The organism is Pseudomonas sp. CFBP 13719 (genome assembly GCF_014842095.1).
Classification (GTDB): Bacteria; Pseudomonadota; Gammaproteobacteria; order Pseudomonadales; family Pseudomonadaceae; genus Aquipseudomonas.
Genome location: NZ_JACYVB010000002.1, coordinates 192,199 through 209,107, shown reverse-complemented (window position 1 = coordinate 209,107; position 16,909 = coordinate 192,199). Strand labels below are relative to the sequence as shown.

Annotated in this window: 15 protein-coding genes; 9 read left to right on the top strand and 6 right to left on the bottom strand. The window is 53.0% G+C overall.

Features of this window, described 5'->3' with window-relative positions; translation table 11 throughout:
- The 3 genes from IFT57_RS06160 (at nt 1) to IFT57_RS06150 (ending at nt 3,132) form a co-directional block, all read left to right on the top strand.
- Nucleotides 1-1,020, top strand: coding sequence for a hypothetical protein (locus IFT57_RS06160; protein ID WP_192092729.1), 1,020 nt, complete (start codon nt 1-3; stop codon nt 1,018-1,020).
- A gap of 154 nt (nt 1,021-1,174) precedes the next feature.
- Entirely contained in the window at nt 1,175-2,197 is a 1,023-nt protein-coding gene (gene ruvB / locus IFT57_RS06155) for a Holliday junction branch migration DNA helicase RuvB (protein ID WP_446731185.1), read from the top strand.
- A 134-nt stretch (nt 2,198-2,331) separates the two neighbouring features.
- Complete coding sequence (locus IFT57_RS06150) at nt 2,332-3,132, top strand: hypothetical protein (RefSeq protein WP_192092733.1); 801 nt, start codon at nt 2,332-2,334, stop codon at nt 3,130-3,132.
- An 80-nt stretch (nt 3,133-3,212) separates the two neighbouring features.
- Here the strand turns inward: IFT57_RS06150 and IFT57_RS06145 are convergent, their stop codons facing one another.
- The gene (locus IFT57_RS06145) at nt 3,213-3,506 is read right to left on the bottom strand and encodes a hypothetical protein (protein WP_192092735.1); all 294 of its coding nucleotides are present in this window, start codon (nt 3,504-3,506) and stop codon (nt 3,213-3,215) included.
- Nucleotides 3,507-3,544: 38 nt separating this feature from the next.
- Nucleotides 3,545-5,593, bottom strand: a complete 2,049-nt coding sequence (locus tag IFT57_RS06140) for an AAA family ATPase (RefSeq protein ID WP_192092739.1) — start codon at nt 5,591-5,593, stop codon at nt 3,545-3,547.
- A 589-nt stretch (nt 5,594-6,182) separates the two neighbouring features.
- Here IFT57_RS06140 and IFT57_RS06135 point away from each other — a divergent pair.
- Nucleotides 6,183-6,575, top strand: coding sequence for a hypothetical protein (locus tag IFT57_RS06135; protein WP_122531308.1), 393 nt, complete (start codon nt 6,183-6,185; stop codon nt 6,573-6,575).
- A gap of 13 nt (nt 6,576-6,588) precedes the next feature.
- Here IFT57_RS06135 and IFT57_RS06130 read toward each other — a convergent pair whose 3' ends face one another.
- On the bottom strand, nt 6,589-7,725 hold the full coding sequence (locus IFT57_RS06130; protein ID WP_192092741.1) for a hypothetical protein: 1,137 nt from the start codon (nt 7,723-7,725) through the stop codon (nt 6,589-6,591).
- Between the two features lie 160 nt (nt 7,726-7,885).
- Between IFT57_RS06130 and IFT57_RS06125 the strand changes: the two genes are divergently transcribed.
- The 4 genes from IFT57_RS06125 (at nt 7,886) to IFT57_RS06110 (ending at nt 9,868) form a co-directional block, all read left to right on the top strand.
- Nucleotides 7,886-8,314 carry a hypothetical protein gene (locus tag IFT57_RS06125; protein WP_192092743.1) on the top strand — a complete coding sequence of 143 codons (429 nt, stop codon included), beginning with the start codon at nt 7,886-7,888 and terminating at the stop codon, nt 8,312-8,314.
- A gap of 107 nt (nt 8,315-8,421) precedes the next feature.
- Nucleotides 8,422-8,607 (top strand): hypothetical protein, encoded by a 186-nt coding sequence (locus tag IFT57_RS06120; RefSeq protein WP_192092745.1) that lies wholly within the window; start codon nt 8,422-8,424, stop codon nt 8,605-8,607.
- Nucleotides 8,582-9,316 (top strand): zeta toxin family protein, encoded by a 735-nt coding sequence (locus IFT57_RS06115; protein ID WP_192092747.1) that lies wholly within the window; start codon nt 8,582-8,584, stop codon nt 9,314-9,316. Before IFT57_RS06120 ends, IFT57_RS06115 begins: the two co-directional genes overlap by 26 nt.
- Nucleotides 9,317-9,421: 105 nt before the next feature.
- Complete coding sequence (locus tag IFT57_RS06110; protein ID WP_192092749.1) at nt 9,422-9,868, top strand: hypothetical protein; 447 nt, start codon at nt 9,422-9,424, stop codon at nt 9,866-9,868.
- A gap of 617 nt (nt 9,869-10,485) precedes the next feature.
- Here the strand turns inward: IFT57_RS06110 and IFT57_RS06105 are convergent.
- Nucleotides 10,486-12,000, bottom strand: coding sequence for a vWA domain-containing protein (locus IFT57_RS06105; RefSeq protein ID WP_122531315.1), 1,515 nt, complete (start codon nt 11,998-12,000; stop codon nt 10,486-10,488).
- Nucleotides 12,001-12,289: 289 nt separating this feature from the next.
- On the opposite strand from IFT57_RS06105, the gene IFT57_RS06100 reads away from it, so the two are divergent.
- Entirely contained in the window at nt 12,290-13,897 is a 1,608-nt protein-coding gene (locus IFT57_RS06100; protein ID WP_192092751.1) for an RNA repair transcriptional activator RtcR family protein, read from the top strand.
- A 63-nt stretch (nt 13,898-13,960) separates the two neighbouring features.
- Here the strand turns inward: IFT57_RS06100 and IFT57_RS06095 are convergent, their stop codons facing one another.
- Nucleotides 13,961-15,430 (bottom strand): hypothetical protein, encoded by a 1,470-nt coding sequence (locus IFT57_RS06095; RefSeq protein ID WP_192150973.1) that lies wholly within the window; start codon nt 15,428-15,430, stop codon nt 13,961-13,963.
- Nucleotides 15,431-15,441: 11 nt separating this feature from the next.
- A complete protein-coding gene (locus IFT57_RS06090; RefSeq protein WP_192150971.1) occupies nt 15,442-16,893 on the bottom strand; it encodes a hypothetical protein in 1,452 nt (483 codons plus the stop codon).
- Nucleotides 16,894-16,909 lie beyond the last annotated feature (16 nt).

Sequence of the window (16,909 nt, the reverse complement as noted above, 5' to 3'; positions counted from 1 at the left end):
ATGGACATCATCGACAGCATCACCAAGCAGGTCATTCAGGAGGGAGAGCCCGTTGTGCTCATGTTCCTGATCAATAGCCGTTCCGAAAACAATGACGTAGGACTTCTGACACGGCTTCACGACCAGTACAAGCTTGCCAGCCTTCCCATCAAAGCGGTTTGGGGTGGTGGAAGATTCGAGAACGGGGCTGAAGATCAGTTCGCGATTCAGAGCCTGATCAAATCGATGGCTGATCCACAGGTGTCGTCCCTCGGGGACTTGGTTGAGAAGCTTTGGGATTATGGACATCAAAGCATCGAAAAACCGCACTGGAACTGCTCCAACATGCAGGAGTATTCCCTGTTTGCTGTGAAGCCTGCCACCCTGGACAAGTTGGCCAGCACCTCAACCATCCAGGCAAATGTTCCCATCCTAAACGCAAAAGAACATCTGCCGGCTGCCATTGCGCACGCTCATACGTACATGACCCATGCCAAAATCTCCAACCATGATGTTGAACATGAAAAGCGTATCGACCATTTTATGGAGGATGATCGGCTCAAGAGAGTTTTCCACCTCAAGAGCTGTCACGGCTACGACGAAGACTATGATACGCCCCTGCCATACGCCGTGTACGCGTTGAATCGCTCATCAGAATGCCGGTTTGCTGGAAAGCTTTTGTCAACCTTGCATCGCGAACGTTTTGCACTGGAGTCGGGTGAGTTGGACATTGATCGCTATTCACAATTCTACGAGGGCACCCACCTGGCAACTGCAATTGTGCATGCCCTAAGTTTTCTGGACATTCCCCTGGCGCCTACTTACTGGGCCCAGTCTCGACGCCGCGAGGTTGCAAAGATGGAGTTCATGTCCAAGGTGCTGGTCGAAGATTTGAACGCTCATTGTAGCGAGACGCGAGATTATGACGATCATCCGGAAAAGGTTGTCCGTGATCTCATCAGTCCTCTCAAGACCTGTGTGAGTGATTTGACCAAGCTTCAGTTTCGCCTTGAAGATGCCAAAAGCAAAAGTCGATCCTGATTGCCTTGGCCAGGCGCCCAGAAATGAGTGTACAGATCAGCGCCAGGCTCATCGCACCGCTGCGCATCCAGCGGGGCTGACCCGACTCATCAAATCTTCACATCATAAATCGTGCGAACCGAAGGAGGATTCAGGGTAATACAGCCTGTCGGTTATGCTGTATATTGAAAGAAAAGAGTTCGCCTTGATGGATAATTCCCTCAGTACCCCCGACATCCCGACAGCCTCCGACAAGGCAATGCGTCCTCGGCGCCTGGCCCAATTTCAGGGCCAGCCTCACCTGATCGATCAGCTGGAAATCTTCATTTCAGCCGCCCGCTTGCGCGGCGAATTGATCGACCACTGCCTGTTGTATGGCCCTCCCGGCCTTGGCAAGACGACGCTTGCCGGCATTATCGCAGAGGAAATGGGCCAGCAGTTTCTGACCAGCTCGGGCCCGCTGCTGCAAAAGCCTGCCGATGTTGTGGCTTTGTTGATCCAGCCCACAGCGCCGAGCGTAATCTTCATCGATGAAATCCACCGCATGCCCACACATGTCGAAGAGCTGCTGTATTCGGCAATGGAGGATCAACATGTGGACATCCTTACCGATGATCGAAGAAGCATCAGGCTCACCCTTGAGCCATTCACGCTGATCGGCGCCACCACTCGCCAAGGGAGCTTGTCAGCCCCTCTACGCGACAGGTTCGGGATCCATCTGCGTTTGAACCTCTATGGGTTGCCTGAGCTGGCAGGAGTCGTCTATTCAGCTGCGCAGCTGCTGGGGCTGCCGTTGCAAGACAGTCAGGCAATGATCATTGCCAGTCGTAGCCGAGGTACGCCTCGCATTGCCTTGAAAAACCTTCGCAGGATTCGAGACTATTTCCAGGCGCGAGGCGAAACCGATGGCGTCGACGATCGCACCATTGCAGAGGCACTCACCTTCATGGGTCTCAATGAAAACGGGCTCAACCAGTCAGACCGCGACTACCTGAATGCTCTGATCAATACCTTCTCCGGACGCCCTGTGGGCCTCAACAGCCTTGCAGCAGCTTTGGGCGAGGACATTGGCACCCTTGAGGACTCAATTGAGCCGTACCTGATTCAAGAGGGCTATGTCTCACGCACGAGCAAGGGTAGGGTGGCCATGCCTAAAGCCTACAAGGCATTCCCCCCTCAACTGAACCTGGTGGGCTGACCATTTGGGCCAAGGAAAGCAGACTGGATGCCCATCGCTTTTCTTGATAATTGCAATCGTTAAACTGTTCCCTTTTGGTGGCAAAGACTGCGGTATGCTCTTGTTATAACCTCCAGAAAAAGACCAACAAGAAAATGGAATATCTCCCTGCCGGCACCAAGTGGTGCCCGGTGCTTGCACTCGTCCTGCTGTGCGCCTGCTCCGCCCACAATGCCTCCATCCCCGCCAGCAACCCATCGGGTCTGTACGCCGATGCCATCAGCGAATGGGAGCCTTCTGGGTATGGCTGCAAATGGGGCCCTGATAGCAGTGGCTTTCCGGCTGAGCACATCATCGATCAATACGGCGTTTGCGGACAGACCCGGACTAAAACCATCACACCGATGAAACTGGATGTCCAAAGTGGGCAGATGCTCAAGTCTGGAGATGCCTACCAGCTTGTTCAGATAGATGATCCTGCACCCTCAAGCCGCAGGATCTGGGCGGATTTCTTCAAGAAAATCTCCCCGATCAATTCGGTAAAGAACGGTGTGAGGTATGTGGGAATTGCGCCTGGCCAATCCTCTACCCCCATCGACAGCCAGGGTGAGCTGTTTGCATACCTTGCAGGCAACAATGCGGGGACTGTGGGCATACTAGCAGCCAGCGGATTTCCCAGTGCTGGGCTGGCAGCAAACTGGCTCTCGCGCTATTCCCTCGTGGACTTCACTGACAATGACGGCAAACCACTTGCCACCTTCGCCATTGCTTTTTCAGGTAAGCACTCAAAAGATCAATATCCTCGACTGTCAACGCTAGCCACCCAGCAAATACCAGAACGTACAGGACGCTGGGTCTTCCTTTCACCCATTCAAAATGGCCAAGCGATTCAGGAATTCTACGCAAAGTGGCGTAAGGCGCCAGATCTAGTCGGCGGTATCCGTCTGCATAATTGATCAGGCATCCAGAGCAGGAAGGGACAGCCAAGAAAAAAGCCAACCGTAGGTGGCTTTGATACAAGTAGAGCAGGGTGTAGTCAGCCCAGGATCGAGGTGTACACAGCTTCCCATAGGAACGAAAAGCAGAATAGCAGCACAAAATGGCGCCAGCCCAGTACCCAGATGCCGAGGTTGCAGGCATTGAGCAACATCACCCATACGATTATGCCAACCAGTTGGCAGAACATCCTATCGCCGATGAGATCGAACAGATAGAAACCAAGCACGAACACTTGAAATATAACGCCCGCAATGATCGCAGAGTTGATGTCGGAGGCTGCGGGCTTCTTGAACTTATCCATGCAAAGGATATAGCGGATTGTGTTGTTCACATTGACCTCCAGGCCCGCATCAGACGGGCCCTTTTACATTAGGCAGATTTGAGCAGCTCTGGCTCAACGGCGGTGATGACTTCCTGCTGGGTGTACCCTGCCAGCAGCTCTGGACGCTGTGTGAAAAAATCCTCAACCAGGGGAATGGCCTGATCGATCGTCAACACGTAGTCGTTCATCAAAGCCTCCACCATGGTGTCAGTAAGAGCACGGAAGCTGCTCAGCACACTGACGGTCTCGTGATAAAGACGGCTCGACAGATTCTCGATGCTTGGCCGCAGTGAATCAGTTTCCAGCCCAGACTTGGCAAGAATGCCGTAGTTAAGCTTGGCGGACTGATAAAAGCCGACATCCCGGATCATCAGGGTGATGATTTCCGTCACCTTCTGAATATCGTTATGCGCACCCGCTGTAACGCCGCCCAAGCCGTTGTAGAGCTCTTCGTTGGCCATGCCGCCGTACAGGTGCAGAACCTGGGCCTCGTACTCATCACGGGTCATCAGAGGCGCATCCTCAGTCTTGCTCAAGACGAAACCCAGGGCCCCCAGCTTCGAGACCGATTCCGTGGAGATCTTGATCACCGGCAGGGTGTCGCGCAGGATGCTCACAGCACCTTTTTTCTTGGTAAGCGCACTGTGTACCTGCATCAGGAAGTGACCGGCTTCATGGATTGCGATGACACGACGCTTCTCATCCATCTTGTCGGTGGTTGCCCGGTCAGTGAGGCCTACCGCAACACGCTCGAAAGCATTGAGCAAGCGCTCCTGAGTGACCTTGTCCTTGGCTTGAACAGCCATCAGGCTGGCACGGCTTACAAGCGTCTCCAGAATGGCGGGACTCATGCCGGCTGTCACACCAGCCACGTGAGTCAGGTCAATGTCTTTGGCCAGCTTGTCAGCCTCCAATTTACCCACCAAACGTAGCAGAATCTCCTTTCTTTCTTCCAGATTCGGAAGTCTGAACCCAACCTTCAGGGGGAATCTTCTTAACATCGCCTCGTCCATGGATATCTTATGCTCGTCCATGTTGGAGGCCACCAGCCAGATCACTTCACGGTCTTTGGACTTCACGCCATCAAGCAGCGACAGCAAGGTGTTGATCGTGTCCTTCTCATAATTCTGAAGGCCTTGCGGCGAGCTCCGACTTTGCAGGATCGACTCCGCCTCATCCAGGAAGATGATGGCGCGCTTGTGCTTGGAGGCCATCTTTGCCAGCTTCTTCAGGGTGCGAGGGCCACCGCCCACATAGCCACTTTGCAGGCTGGCTGCAGAGGCATAGTACATGGGCACGTTCAGGCGCTTGGCCAGGCAGCGGGCGATCTTGGTTTTGCCCACACCAGCAGGGCCGGTGAGCATGACGTTGAAAGGCTTGTCCACGGCGTACTGACGGTAGAGCTTGCGGTTCTCGATCATGTCTTCAAGCTGGAGCAGTTCCTGCTTGACGTCATCAAGCCCCACCAGGTCATCCAGGGAGTCGGTCAAATCCTTGGGATCGATCTTGTCGATGGTGTTGGTCAGGGCTCCGTTCTGCATGAACATCAGCAGGGCGAAGATGCCGACGAACAAAAGCACCGTACCTAATGTACTAAGCAGAGACTTGGTCACGTCTCCCAGGCGGTTGCTTGCAATCAGCTCGGTAGGGTCATTGACCACGCCGATGCGCTCACCGACACCGGTCAGGCCTGACATGAAACGGAAGTCGACTTCAGGGTGCGCGTCAAGGAAAGGCTTCAGGGTTGCTTCCTGGTACGCCTTGAATCCTTCGTAGCCCACGTCGCGGTAGATGCTGACATCACGCGAATCCTTGAGCTTGACGACTACCGTTTTGCCTTCAAAAGCCGCGTCTCCCGCGACGATGAAATGGGTGATGTTGTTCAGCGCATCGCCCTTGATCGCGAAGAGGCCATCGCCAGGTTTGACTTCGTAGCTCGCAGCTTTGTCGCTTTTGAGCAGCTGTTCCTTTGCCTTGTCCTTGACGGTGAACACCGTGACAAGCATGTAAGCCAAGGCCAGCGAGATGGCAATGATGCCTATGTTCTGGCGCACGAAACGCCCGAACGATTTGATTTTGGCCCACAGACCCGACATGGAAAAATCCTCTTTAAAGCCCAGAACAGCGTTGGTTCAGGACAATATACCAATATTGATGTAAATCGTCATTGCGTTATCGCACAACCACGGGGTCACAGATCCGGAAATTTTGAACGGCACTCAGGGTGCTCGGCGAGCAAACGGCTCAGTTGTGGCTCAATCGCAACGCGAATGGCGGACTGTTCGCTCACTGAGCAGCTATTGCTGCTCGAAGATCGTCGGCTTGGAGTGTTGACCGAGGAGCGGTAGGTAGACGAGCGCCGGGACGAGCTGGAGCGTGAGCTGCTTTTGCTCTTGGCCATCAAGATGGCCGTAGAGGTGATGCTCGCTCCAGAGACACTGACAAAAGGGTTGGCCTTTGTTGCAACTGATGCCTGGCTAGGCAGAGCGGCGAGGCTAAAAGCCAGGGCGGCTAAGGCTAAGGCGCTGGATCGAATATTGAGCACGGAAAGTCTACCCCATTGGTTTGATTGCACGATTATATCTATAATTGCCAAAACGTAAAGGGGTGATACACTTCACACGAACGCAATTGATGGATATTGCAATTACCCGATAGCTTTGACCTTTACCGGATGATTTGGATTTGAACAGTACTGACGAAGTGAAGCCCTACAGCGCTACCTACAGAAAATTTATACCTATCGCTTTGCTTGCTGCAGGGGCAGTGGGGATCACGTTGTTGATCATCAATGCGAATTTAGCAATGAAAGCTCCGGCAAGGCCCTATCAGGATCTGTACGCCAAAATCGCGAGCATTTCCCCGCTGCACCAGCAGGTTCTGGGCGTTTATACCGAATGCCGTGGCCTTCGAGGCACTTGGTCGCAAAAATTTGAAGTCATCGCCCACGACTGCCTCACAACCACCATGAGAAAAATGGACAAGCTGAACCTGCCTCGCGCCGAGCTGTTTGGCATTGAGCAAGACATCCGCAAAGGGGAGTGGGAGTTATCAGAGCGCATTATCAACACGCCCTGAGCATCGCCGGGCTTCAAAGCCCCAGGTCAGTGGCCATCCTGCTGTCCCTGACATAGCTCGACATCTGAGCATGCTGTGGGCTGACGCCAGCATCTACCAGCACCTGGAAAGGTTGTTGAGCACGCATGCCCTTGATGCACCTATCCACCAGAAGCCCAACATGCCTGGGGTGGAAATTTAGGGTGCCAAACTCAAACTCTTTCCCGTCCAGCGCCAGCATTTCGGCAAGCTTGGGCAAGGGGAATTCATTGAACTGCACATCTTCTGGCAGCTCGGGCATTGTCAGCAGGTACAGCGTGACGCTAGTGCACAAATTGTCCTTGCCGGCGTTGTATCGGGTTCTGGACAGCCATTTGATTGTGCTATCAGCCGGCGTCCAATCATACTTGGCCTTGTAGTCATGAATGCGCGTTGGCGAATGACACTCGGCATACTCCCGCTCGATGAACTGATGGGCCAATGGCAAATGCCCCAGCGCCATGAGGGTGTCGTAGAGTCGAGCTGACGCATCAACTGTGGGCTCGTAACGACCGCCATCACCGAACCTGATCGGCTCGACCATGTTGTCCAGAAGGCTCTGGATGTGTTCTCCCAGAATACCTTTATGATCCACAATGACCCCGGTGTCGAAGCTGCTCACACTCGTGATTGCTTCACAGCGTTGTCCCGCCCATTCAGATCCGTAGAAGAGGCCTTCGGAGAGAAGTTTCCAGTTTTCCAAATCGCCGTCCTTGGCGAGGTTATTGAGCATCGTTTGCCACTCAGAATCCTCAGTGCCCGCAAAGGCTGCTGATTTCAGCGTGGAGTTCACTACCAGAGTATTGAGCTCTGCATCGCCGAAGATATACCAGGCGCCAACCTCCGGCATGACCGGAAAGCGCACCAGGTGTTTGATTAGGTCATCTGAGGTGATCCCTGGGCGGCGGTTGCAGTTATTGGGCGGGGTGAGAATGTTCGTCACCTTCATCATCAATCTGCTCAGGTGCCCGAATTCGTGATGGTGATACAAGTCATCCAGTACCGCCACGAGCTGGTCGCTGGCCTCATCGTATTCGTGAGGGGAATAGCCCCGGCTATAGAACATGTCGTTGATGTCAGCGCAGATTTTGATGCCACGCTGTTGGGCAGCCTTGGCTTGGATGGCGTTCATAGAATTCTCCTTTGGATCAGTGTCTCAGGTGCCACGGCTCACCGGCAAGCCTGCATCCACGGCGACTCTGGCCGAAAAAGCAGGAATTATTACGAAGAGGCTTTCTTCTGACGAAGCTCATTCGTACAGTTAGAGTAATAAAAACAAGGAGATCCCTATCATGAGCACTAAATCACCTGAAAACTGGGCGTTCATTCGCTTTTTTACCAAACCAATGGCCATGGGTGGGCTGAACGTTGCCCTAGGCTTGATCTGCGCCTTGGCCCTGTTTTCAAGCCTATCCTTCCTGGGTGACCTCCTGGCAAGCCCCCCGGTACCGATCGCGATGTTTACGGGCGCCGTAGTTCTTTTGTGCTGGGTCATGCACAAGCGTGACAAGAAGCAACCCATCAATCCGGTGGACATGAACTACACCGTGGTCATCGGCACCTTTCTGTATGCAGGCTTCTGGATCACTTCAACGCCAAGCTTGCTGTCTGCTGTCTATGGCCAGCCTTTCGTAGTCGCGGCGCTACCCATCATGGTCGCCCACCTGATCGTGACCCAGGTTAGATTTGGCTGGGGCCCGACCAGACAACCGCAGGCGTAAGCACCAAGTAGGCGGCTCAGTTAGCCCAGGGTCGCCCTATTTTGCTGGTTGAAACGGGCAGTGCGTTCTATGTTAAAATCAGTTATCAACCATACAGGGCCATCATCATGAAGACTTTCATCGAGCGAAACCCGAAAGAGAAAGCAGTGGAAGATTCCATAAAGGATCTTGCCAACGCTGGATACATCAGCAAGAAAGCAGACCCTGCCGACTCGATCTTTGAAGTCGCTGCTCGCCTCAAGCGCCAGGGCAAGAGGAGGCACGCACATGTCGATTCCTCTCCCTCCCTCTGAAGAGTCGCCACTGGCAGTCTTCTACGGGGGCACCAACGGCTCAGGGAAGAGCACGTTGCGTGGTCAGTACCAAGATGCGACGATTGAGCTGCATATCGACCCTGACAGCATTGCCAAGACTCTAAGCCAAGACGATCCACGGTTTATTGACCAAAGAGCTGGCCGCAAAGCCATCGAGTTTTTCAAGTTTGCAATCGACGTCCGCCAGCCTTTCAGCATGGAGTCGACCCTGACAGGGAAAAGCATCGTTAAACGGATGCAAGAAGCCAAGGAGGCGGGCTTCAACATCGAGTTGCGCTATGTGGGTCTAGAATCAGCAGACCTCAATGTCCAACGAGTAGCTGAGCGGGTCGCTAAGGGCGGTCACAATATCGAAGAGCACGTCATCAGGCGTAGGTATGAAGACAGTCGAGAAAACCTGGCTGCCGCAACCAAAATAGCCAATCGTGTGGTGATATGGGATAACTCCGACCCAGAGCCCAAGCTGTGTGCCACAATCACCGAGGGCGTGCTCGAAGTACGCGATGGTGCCAAGCTTCCAGGTTGGATAGCTGATGTCATCCATCAGATCTCTCCAAGCCTGAGCAACAGCCCTGTGGATCTGCAGAAGCTATTGGGAGCACCATTAACCACTGGCAGCTTTAGCGATGCTGTGAAGCGCATAGAGACTTATAAATCCAATGATAAGGGCACGGATCGCGAACCTTGAGATATCCGGCCAGGCGCAATGCCTTAGGTCGACATATCCATAAATTGTTGGTTTGAGGCTGATCCACCAGGGTACAATTTATTGATCACCCAAAGAGACATTTGCATGACCATCCAAAAACCTCTCAAGCTGTATGCCATTGAGCTGGCGCCTCGGGATTTTTCCCTGACCCAGTTCACCCTCGACAATTGCCACGCCTATTCGGGCGTGCGTCTTTTCGACACCCAGCAACTGGCACAAGCTGACATTGACAGCGATGTTAAGCAGGCCATGTTAGAGCGTGAGGATCTTGATCCAGGCGATGAGGACTACGAAGACGAATATAAGTCTGACGATGAGATTCATGATGAGATGGGCAGCGTAGCTCCATTGCTTATCACTGCCGATGGTCAGGTGCATGACGCCTTTGGCCAAGACCTTTCGGGTTTTATTGGTCGATCCGAAGACCAGAGCCCTAGCCAGGTCGCTGAACACATCAAGCAGCTCTACGCCCATATGTTCGAGCGCCTCAAGAAACAGCGCAGCTACGAGAGCAGTGGCCTAGGCCTGTAAGTTCAAGCAAACGTGCGGATGAATATCCGCGCCTTGAGCATACAATCTATAGCAAAAAAGCCGCCTCTCGAAAGGGGCGGCTTTTTCTTTGTAGGGTGGCCAGCAAAGGATTGAGCAAGACAGAGCATTTTTCCGGATGTAGTCCTGTTCAGCATCTGGCCAATGGTTTGACAATATTCGGTAAAGACATCGAATCTTAAAAGGATGTAGTCCTCACCAGCATTCAAACCAAATTTGAAAAGGGTGGTCAGCAAAGATTGGCCAAGACATTCAATATGCGATGTAGTCCTGGCCGGCATCTGACCGATTGTGTCGACAAAAAAGGAGAGAGTCAGTTATCCCAAAATGATGTAGACCCATCTCAACATTCGACGCAAATTGTGAAGCCGAGTGAGCCGCCTGGGCATCTCACGAAAATTTAGGGGTGCCAGCAAGAGGGTTGCGAGACTTCTCCAATGTAGTCCCGACAGGCATCTGGCGTAAGCTGACAAAAGTTGCACTAGACGTTTCCAATGTAGTCCAGCGCGGCATTCAACTTAAGGTTATATTAGCATATTTTCCAAGATGTTCAACCTATTTTTAGAGAAATTAGTGAAACTTCCCTGTTTCTCCAACTGCTATAATTGCACAGCTTTCACTGCATCAACCTGTGTTCCAGATCCTTCCAGAAACTGCGCCATCACCCGGAAAACCTCGTCCGAGAAGCCGCCAACACGCAGGGTGTCCTTACGCTCAGCCGTAGCCGAGAACTCGTTCGGCGTGATGTCCAGGTTGATCATGCGCGCTTTCGGGAAGCGGGTTTTGTAGCCTGCCCACAGCTCCGAAAGGCTTGAACGATAACCATCGCGCCAGGATTCGTTGTCTGACACGACGATCAGGTTGTCCAGCGCAATACCATGCTCATTGATGTACCGCAGCACGCTACCGCAATCGGTACCCCCCCCAGAAGTCCCAATTTTCTGACAAATCGTCATGATCTTGGCATTCGCCGCCACCTTGACCTCTCGGCAGTTGAAATCGAACGTCAGGATGGTCGCCTTACGGTTTTTACGCCGCAGGGCCGCACCCACCAAAGCCGCCACATTGATGCAGGTCACCGAGCTGGTGGCGCCTTCACGGTAACCAGTCGAAGGCGAACCCATCGAGCCAGACACGTCGATGGCCACGACAGTGCGCCCACCGATCTCAGGCACATTCTCCAGCGCGATCTCCATCGCATCTTCCAGCGCCGCTTTGACTTTCGCCGGCACATCGGAACCTGCATTGAGCATCGCAGCCATCAGCTGATAGGGGAAGGCGCGGGCAGACAGTACGTTTTCACGGTCTGCCAGGCGCTCAGCCACCATCGACACTATTTTCGGATCGCGAAACACCCCATGACGCGAAAAAGTATTCAAATTCATTCTCGTCATTTGCCACCGGGCGTTGGTCGCAATACGAGTCCAGTCCTCGGTCGACAGGGGTAAGGCGGTCAACTTCTGGAAAGGCGCTTTCAGTGGTGCCTCACGCGTCTCACCTTTGGCAAAACCCTCGTAGGCCTTGATGAAATCAGGCAGCAGTGCAGCATCGCATGGCTTACCCATCACGTAGGCGTACAGCGCGTTGCGACGCTCATCCTTTGCTTTTGGATGGGCAAGCTTCAGCACATCTACAAGAGATGGATCGTTGCCGACCGAAGCCTCCCACAGTGCGTAGTCCGACAGATTGGCTATAAAGCCTTTAACCAGGCGCTTGGCCTTGGAGCCCAGGGATTTACGACCTACCACGCCACCGCGCAGCATCTGAACGAAGTTGCGCAGCATCTTGGCATTGTCGATCACCCGAGCAAAGACGGTGTCCGCGTGCTCGCTACCACGGGCAACAAGCAAAGCACACAGCAATGCCGGCATGTCCTTCATGAAACCATGCTCACGGGAGTAGATGGCAAGCTTGGCCAAGAACTCATCACCGACCTTCTGAGCACGCTCAAGCACCTGCGCAAGCTGATCCTCACCTTTTACGTAGAAGGTGTTGTTGAATGTGCCCGTCATCACGAACTGGGCCAGTGCCTGCTCATCCGACTTCTCAAAAGCTCGCCCGCCCGCATGGTTTTTAACAGCAGTGTTCGAGGAAAAAATGTTCTTGTTAGCCATGGTGCTATGCTCCGTATTCATTCTGATTTTTCAGACAAAGGTCTTATGCTTCGTGTCAGCAAAGAGTAGAAATGGAGAGAGGAGGGCTTTTGACGCCACGCCCCATAACTCCTGCTAGACACAGGGCCTATTGCAGGAGGCGAGCCAACTTTTCTCATGAAAATAAATAAAATGCCAAGTCATTGAATTACATGGCTTTTTCATCTTCAATCGAGTTATTGATGCACTTGCAATTCATCGAATAATCAATGACAATATATCTCCAGAAATATCATATATGGTGAGCAATATGTCTCAGTCGGTCATGATCTCTTTCCTTGGCACTGCACTGGATGCAGGCTTCAAGGAAAAGCGCAACACGCGATGGAGGCCCAACGTGGGCATTGCGTTAGCGTGCGAGCCGAAAATTGACCGTCTGATTCTGCTTCACGAGAAGCAGTATGAGGCCCTGGCCAAGCTGGTGAAAAAAGACGCCATTTCTCTGCGTACAGATTTTGAAGTTGAGCTGATGGAAGTGGAGTCAGATCCCTTTGAGCTCAGCTCAACATTCCGGATGACCCTGCAGCTTGGCGATCGACTGGCCTTCAATCCGGACAACCGCTACTACCTGAACATTTCAACGGGCACACACATCCATCAGATCAGCATGTTCATGATGGCTGAAAGCAAGCGTTGGCCCGTGAAGCTCGTTCAGTGCGTGGATGCAAAAAATGGCGATCAGGCGTCCAAGATTCTAGTCATCGACCTGGACAAGTCCCCTTACGATCAGGTGATGAGCCGTTACCCCGTAGGTTCGGCGGATGATGTTGATCGCCTCAAGCACAACATCCCGACTAAAAATGCTCAGTACAACCACCTGATCGAAAAAATCCAGACGGTGGCATTGCGCTCACGTAGTCCTATGTTGCTCACCGGGCCAACGGGTGCTGGCAAGACTGCCATGGCGCGACTACTGCACAATACCAAGAGTGAGACGGGCTTGCTGACAGGTCGCTTTGTAGAGGTGAACTGTTCAACCCTTCGGGGCGACACGGTCATGTCCACGCTTTTTGGCCACAAAAAAGGCGCATTCACCGGAGCTATCGCCAACAGAGAAGGGCTGCTCAAGTCTGCTGACAAAGGTCTGCTGTTCCTGGATGAGATTGGTGAATTGGGTCTGAACGAGCAAGCCATGCTTCTTCATGCTCTGGAGGACAAGGTATTCACACCCCTGGGATCTGAAGAAGTCATCAGAAGCGATTTTCAGCTGATCGCAGGCACCAACCGTGATCTCGATGAACTCGTAAGCCAAGGGTTGTTCCGCGAGGATCTGCTGGCCCGAATCGACACGTGGGTCTTCAAGATGCCTTCGCTTAGAGAGCGCCCCGAAGATATCGATCCGAACCTGGATTACGAGCTGCGCAAGGCGTCCAATCCTTTGCCTGCCGAGCGTCGTTTTCTGGCTGCTGCCCGCAAGATGTACCTGCAGTTTGCAGTTTCGCCTCAGGCTGCGTGGTCAGCCAACTTTCGAGATTTGTCCGCTTCTGTTGAGCGCATGATCACCTTGTCCAAACAGGGTGTCATCGATGAGGAGGTCGTCCAGGAAGAGATCCGGACACTGCAGCGCAAATGGAATGGCCACACTTCAGCGCAAATCGCCATGAAGTCTACGGCTGCAACAGCACCTGATGACCTGGTGGCGTTGGTTTTGCCTGATCACAGCTTGAACCTGTTCGAGCACAACCAGCTCAACTTCGTGCTGCGCCATAGCCTTGAATGCCCAAGCTACGCTGCGCTCTCAAGGCTTTTGTATGGGGATAAGGCCGGGACTAATGCTGCGCAGAAATCCAGAGCCTATCTACTGGGTTACGGGCTGGAGCTTGGGAGCGCCAAGCGGGCAGTTGATGAGCTTGCCTAAGAGAGGGTCGGGTATTCAGCCGCAGGCTGGCTGCACTGACCTCCAAGCACTGTGCCCCCCTAATCACAAGCCAAGATCAAATCCTATGGCAGTCTCGCGCATCGCCTCATTACTGTTCTCAAGTTTATTGATCGGCAGTCCCGATCTCACCAGAAAATGGCGCTGATCCTCAGACAACTGCTTTTCGAACCCCCAGTCGAACTGCTTGATCTTAAGAGCCTCATCTACCAGGTACCTGTAGGTGTCGAGAACGCTTGCGCTTAAGAAGTCCGGGGCGATGCGCATATGCTCGGCAGCCATCGGCAAGGTTTTTGACAGATAGCTTCTCAAAATGTCTGGCTTAACACGTTTGTCACCTGATTCGGGGGTCAATTGTGCAAGGCATAATGGAGTGGTGAGCAAGCCTAATCCAAATTGCTCATCAGGAGCCGCCAGGAGCGATTTGAGCACTGCATTAGCGAGGTCATGCCGGTAGGGCAGGAGTGCTCCACCAATGCGTGGACAGGCTTGCTGCAGGTCATCAAACCCAATAGGTGCGCGGGGACTTCCAACAATACTTCGCCCCAAGGGGCTGCGGGCAAGGCTCAGCAAGAAATGGGGAGTTTGTGTCGCCGCATACAGGTCGGTGCCGGCAAATCGCTTCGACAAGAAAATATGCACCTTATCGACTGAGGGTTTTTGCCCTTGCTCGTCTTCATCCTCTGCAATGACAAGACTGTTTAGCATCCACTGCAGCTCGGCGCGATGCAACTGAACGTAAGAGGGGCTCGCAACGGTCTCCATCACTCTCTGAGAAACAGGATGCGCTTTGCGGCCATCTTCTGACCGAGCCGTCGCCAGGAGCACAATCTCTTCCCACCAGCCGGCATTGGCACTCACCTTGTTCAACAGTGCGGGCTGAAACGCGCCTATTGCTCGGATGTAGTGTGCGGCATTCTGATTGGGCAAGCTGTCGATGTCATTGCAATGCTCTGCAAGCCAGCCAATCATCGGCAACCGCTCATCAAGGTTCTCATCAGCAAGGCCTTCAGCTTGTGCTTTGCTAAGGTAGTCGCTGATTGCGTGCTCCGCGATACCTGAGGCCATCATGCCCGCCAGAGAGGTCGTGTCTTGAAAACCAATCTTCAAGGCGATGGGTGTGATAGCAGGAGGGGCATAAGTCGCGGCTTTGAACAAGCTTTTCTCAAAGAAGGAGTGACTGAGCTGATGACCCCTGGCGCCTCTAATGCTCACCATGCCTGTTGCGCTGAAGACCTCAAACAGCTCGGTAGGATCCAGGTCGATAGCATCGTAAACCTCCGCCATACTCGCATCGTTTAACTCGTGCAAAACGGCCACCAGGAACACCAGGTCATCTACGCACAAACCCGTGAAGTACTCGTTGTTGTTCATGTTCAACGAGAAGGTGTGGGTTCTGCCATGCTCATCTGCCTCAGCTTTGTAGGGTGCCAGGCTGGAAAGAAGCAACGGCATCTGAGTCGAGCCAAAAAGGGAGAAGTGCTTGTTGATCAGCGCGCAGATTTCTTTGTCCATCTCGGTTCTTTTCACAATCCAAGGTCTCTGCTGAACACATCCGACATCATTTTATCGGTTGGGTTTTTGATGTTCTTTAGGTCAAGGCCCAACTGGATGAACAAGCTCGATTGTTGTGCCGACAAGTCTTTCAGGTATGGGGCCATAGCCGCCTGCACGCCCGGCAGGCCAAACAGGTAGGACAAGCCATCGATGATTTCTGGCTTGTCCTCCTTGTAGTGCGATTCATTGGCGTTGGACGCGAGCCATTGCTGGTGGTGAACCAACACCTTGTCGAAGAACTTGGCGACCCTAGCCGGATCGACGATCTGCGGGACACCTTGGGCGTAAATCTGCACCAGGCGAGGCAGTCTGAACATGGAGACTCCTACGTGATGACTCGGCACTTCCAGGGCTTTTTCAAGGGTTGCGCTGAGCAGATCTGGGCCATAAGCGTCGAGCTCGTCGAGCAATGGCTTGAACAGGTCGACATGCAAATACCCCGCACGGTTGCATAGAATCGATTCGCCCACCATATTGAGCATCACATGCGGCTGTGAAAACATCTCTTTGAGCCTGGATGTGTTTGCCACTTCAAGCAGGTGGCGGTACAGAGCAGGATTTTCACCGAACTCGTAAAAAGACAGATCAACAATGTTGTTGATCAAGCAAGCCACCTGATCTTCAAACTCGGACAAGAACTCGTCCGAAAGCAGGTGTTTGAGAACCTGGTTCGCGAACTCATTTCCCCTGAAATCGCTCCCAGCGGTGCAGATCAACTGTTCCCAGGCGCTCTCGCACGGGTGTGTTTTTCGAAGGACTTCATACTCCAACAGGCCCGAGGATTGTAGAAACTGGTCAATCGAGCGATTGGGCAGATGATCGAGGCTTTCAAGGTAGGTCAGTGAACCCAATGCCAAGTCGTTGAAGTCTATCTTGATCCGTTTGGAGCGAAGATCAGAGCGGAATACTTCTGCGCAAAAATCACCCGCTGCACCCGAGGCCACAAGGGTATTGAATCGCATGTACGAGTGGTGCGCGGTGCTCTTGAAGCGCTGCAGGGCGCGAGGGTCGAGCGCCACTCCCTGGAGGGCTCCAGCCGACAAAGTCAGAGGGTCAACGCGCTGACCAGAAGGGGTGATGTGGTCGAAAATATCGATCCCCTCAAATGCGTCCACATAATCATCCATACTGATGTTGAGATCAGCGATGATGGTGCTGATGTCGAAAACGTTCATTTTTTTGATGACCGCATGGCTCAAGATCAGGCTTGGCAATGTCATCTCAAAAAGCATTTGCTCATCCAAATACAAGGCGTAATGCTGGGTTTCGGCATCATCATTGATATCAATATCAGCATTACTCAATGCTTCAATATTCTCGATAAGCTCATGCAGATTCCGGGCGCCGAAGCGCCGCAGATGTCTGTCAATCTGGTTGTTAAGGTCGATTTCGAACAGAATCTGTTCCTGGTCGTTGGACATTATTGCTTCCTCTGTT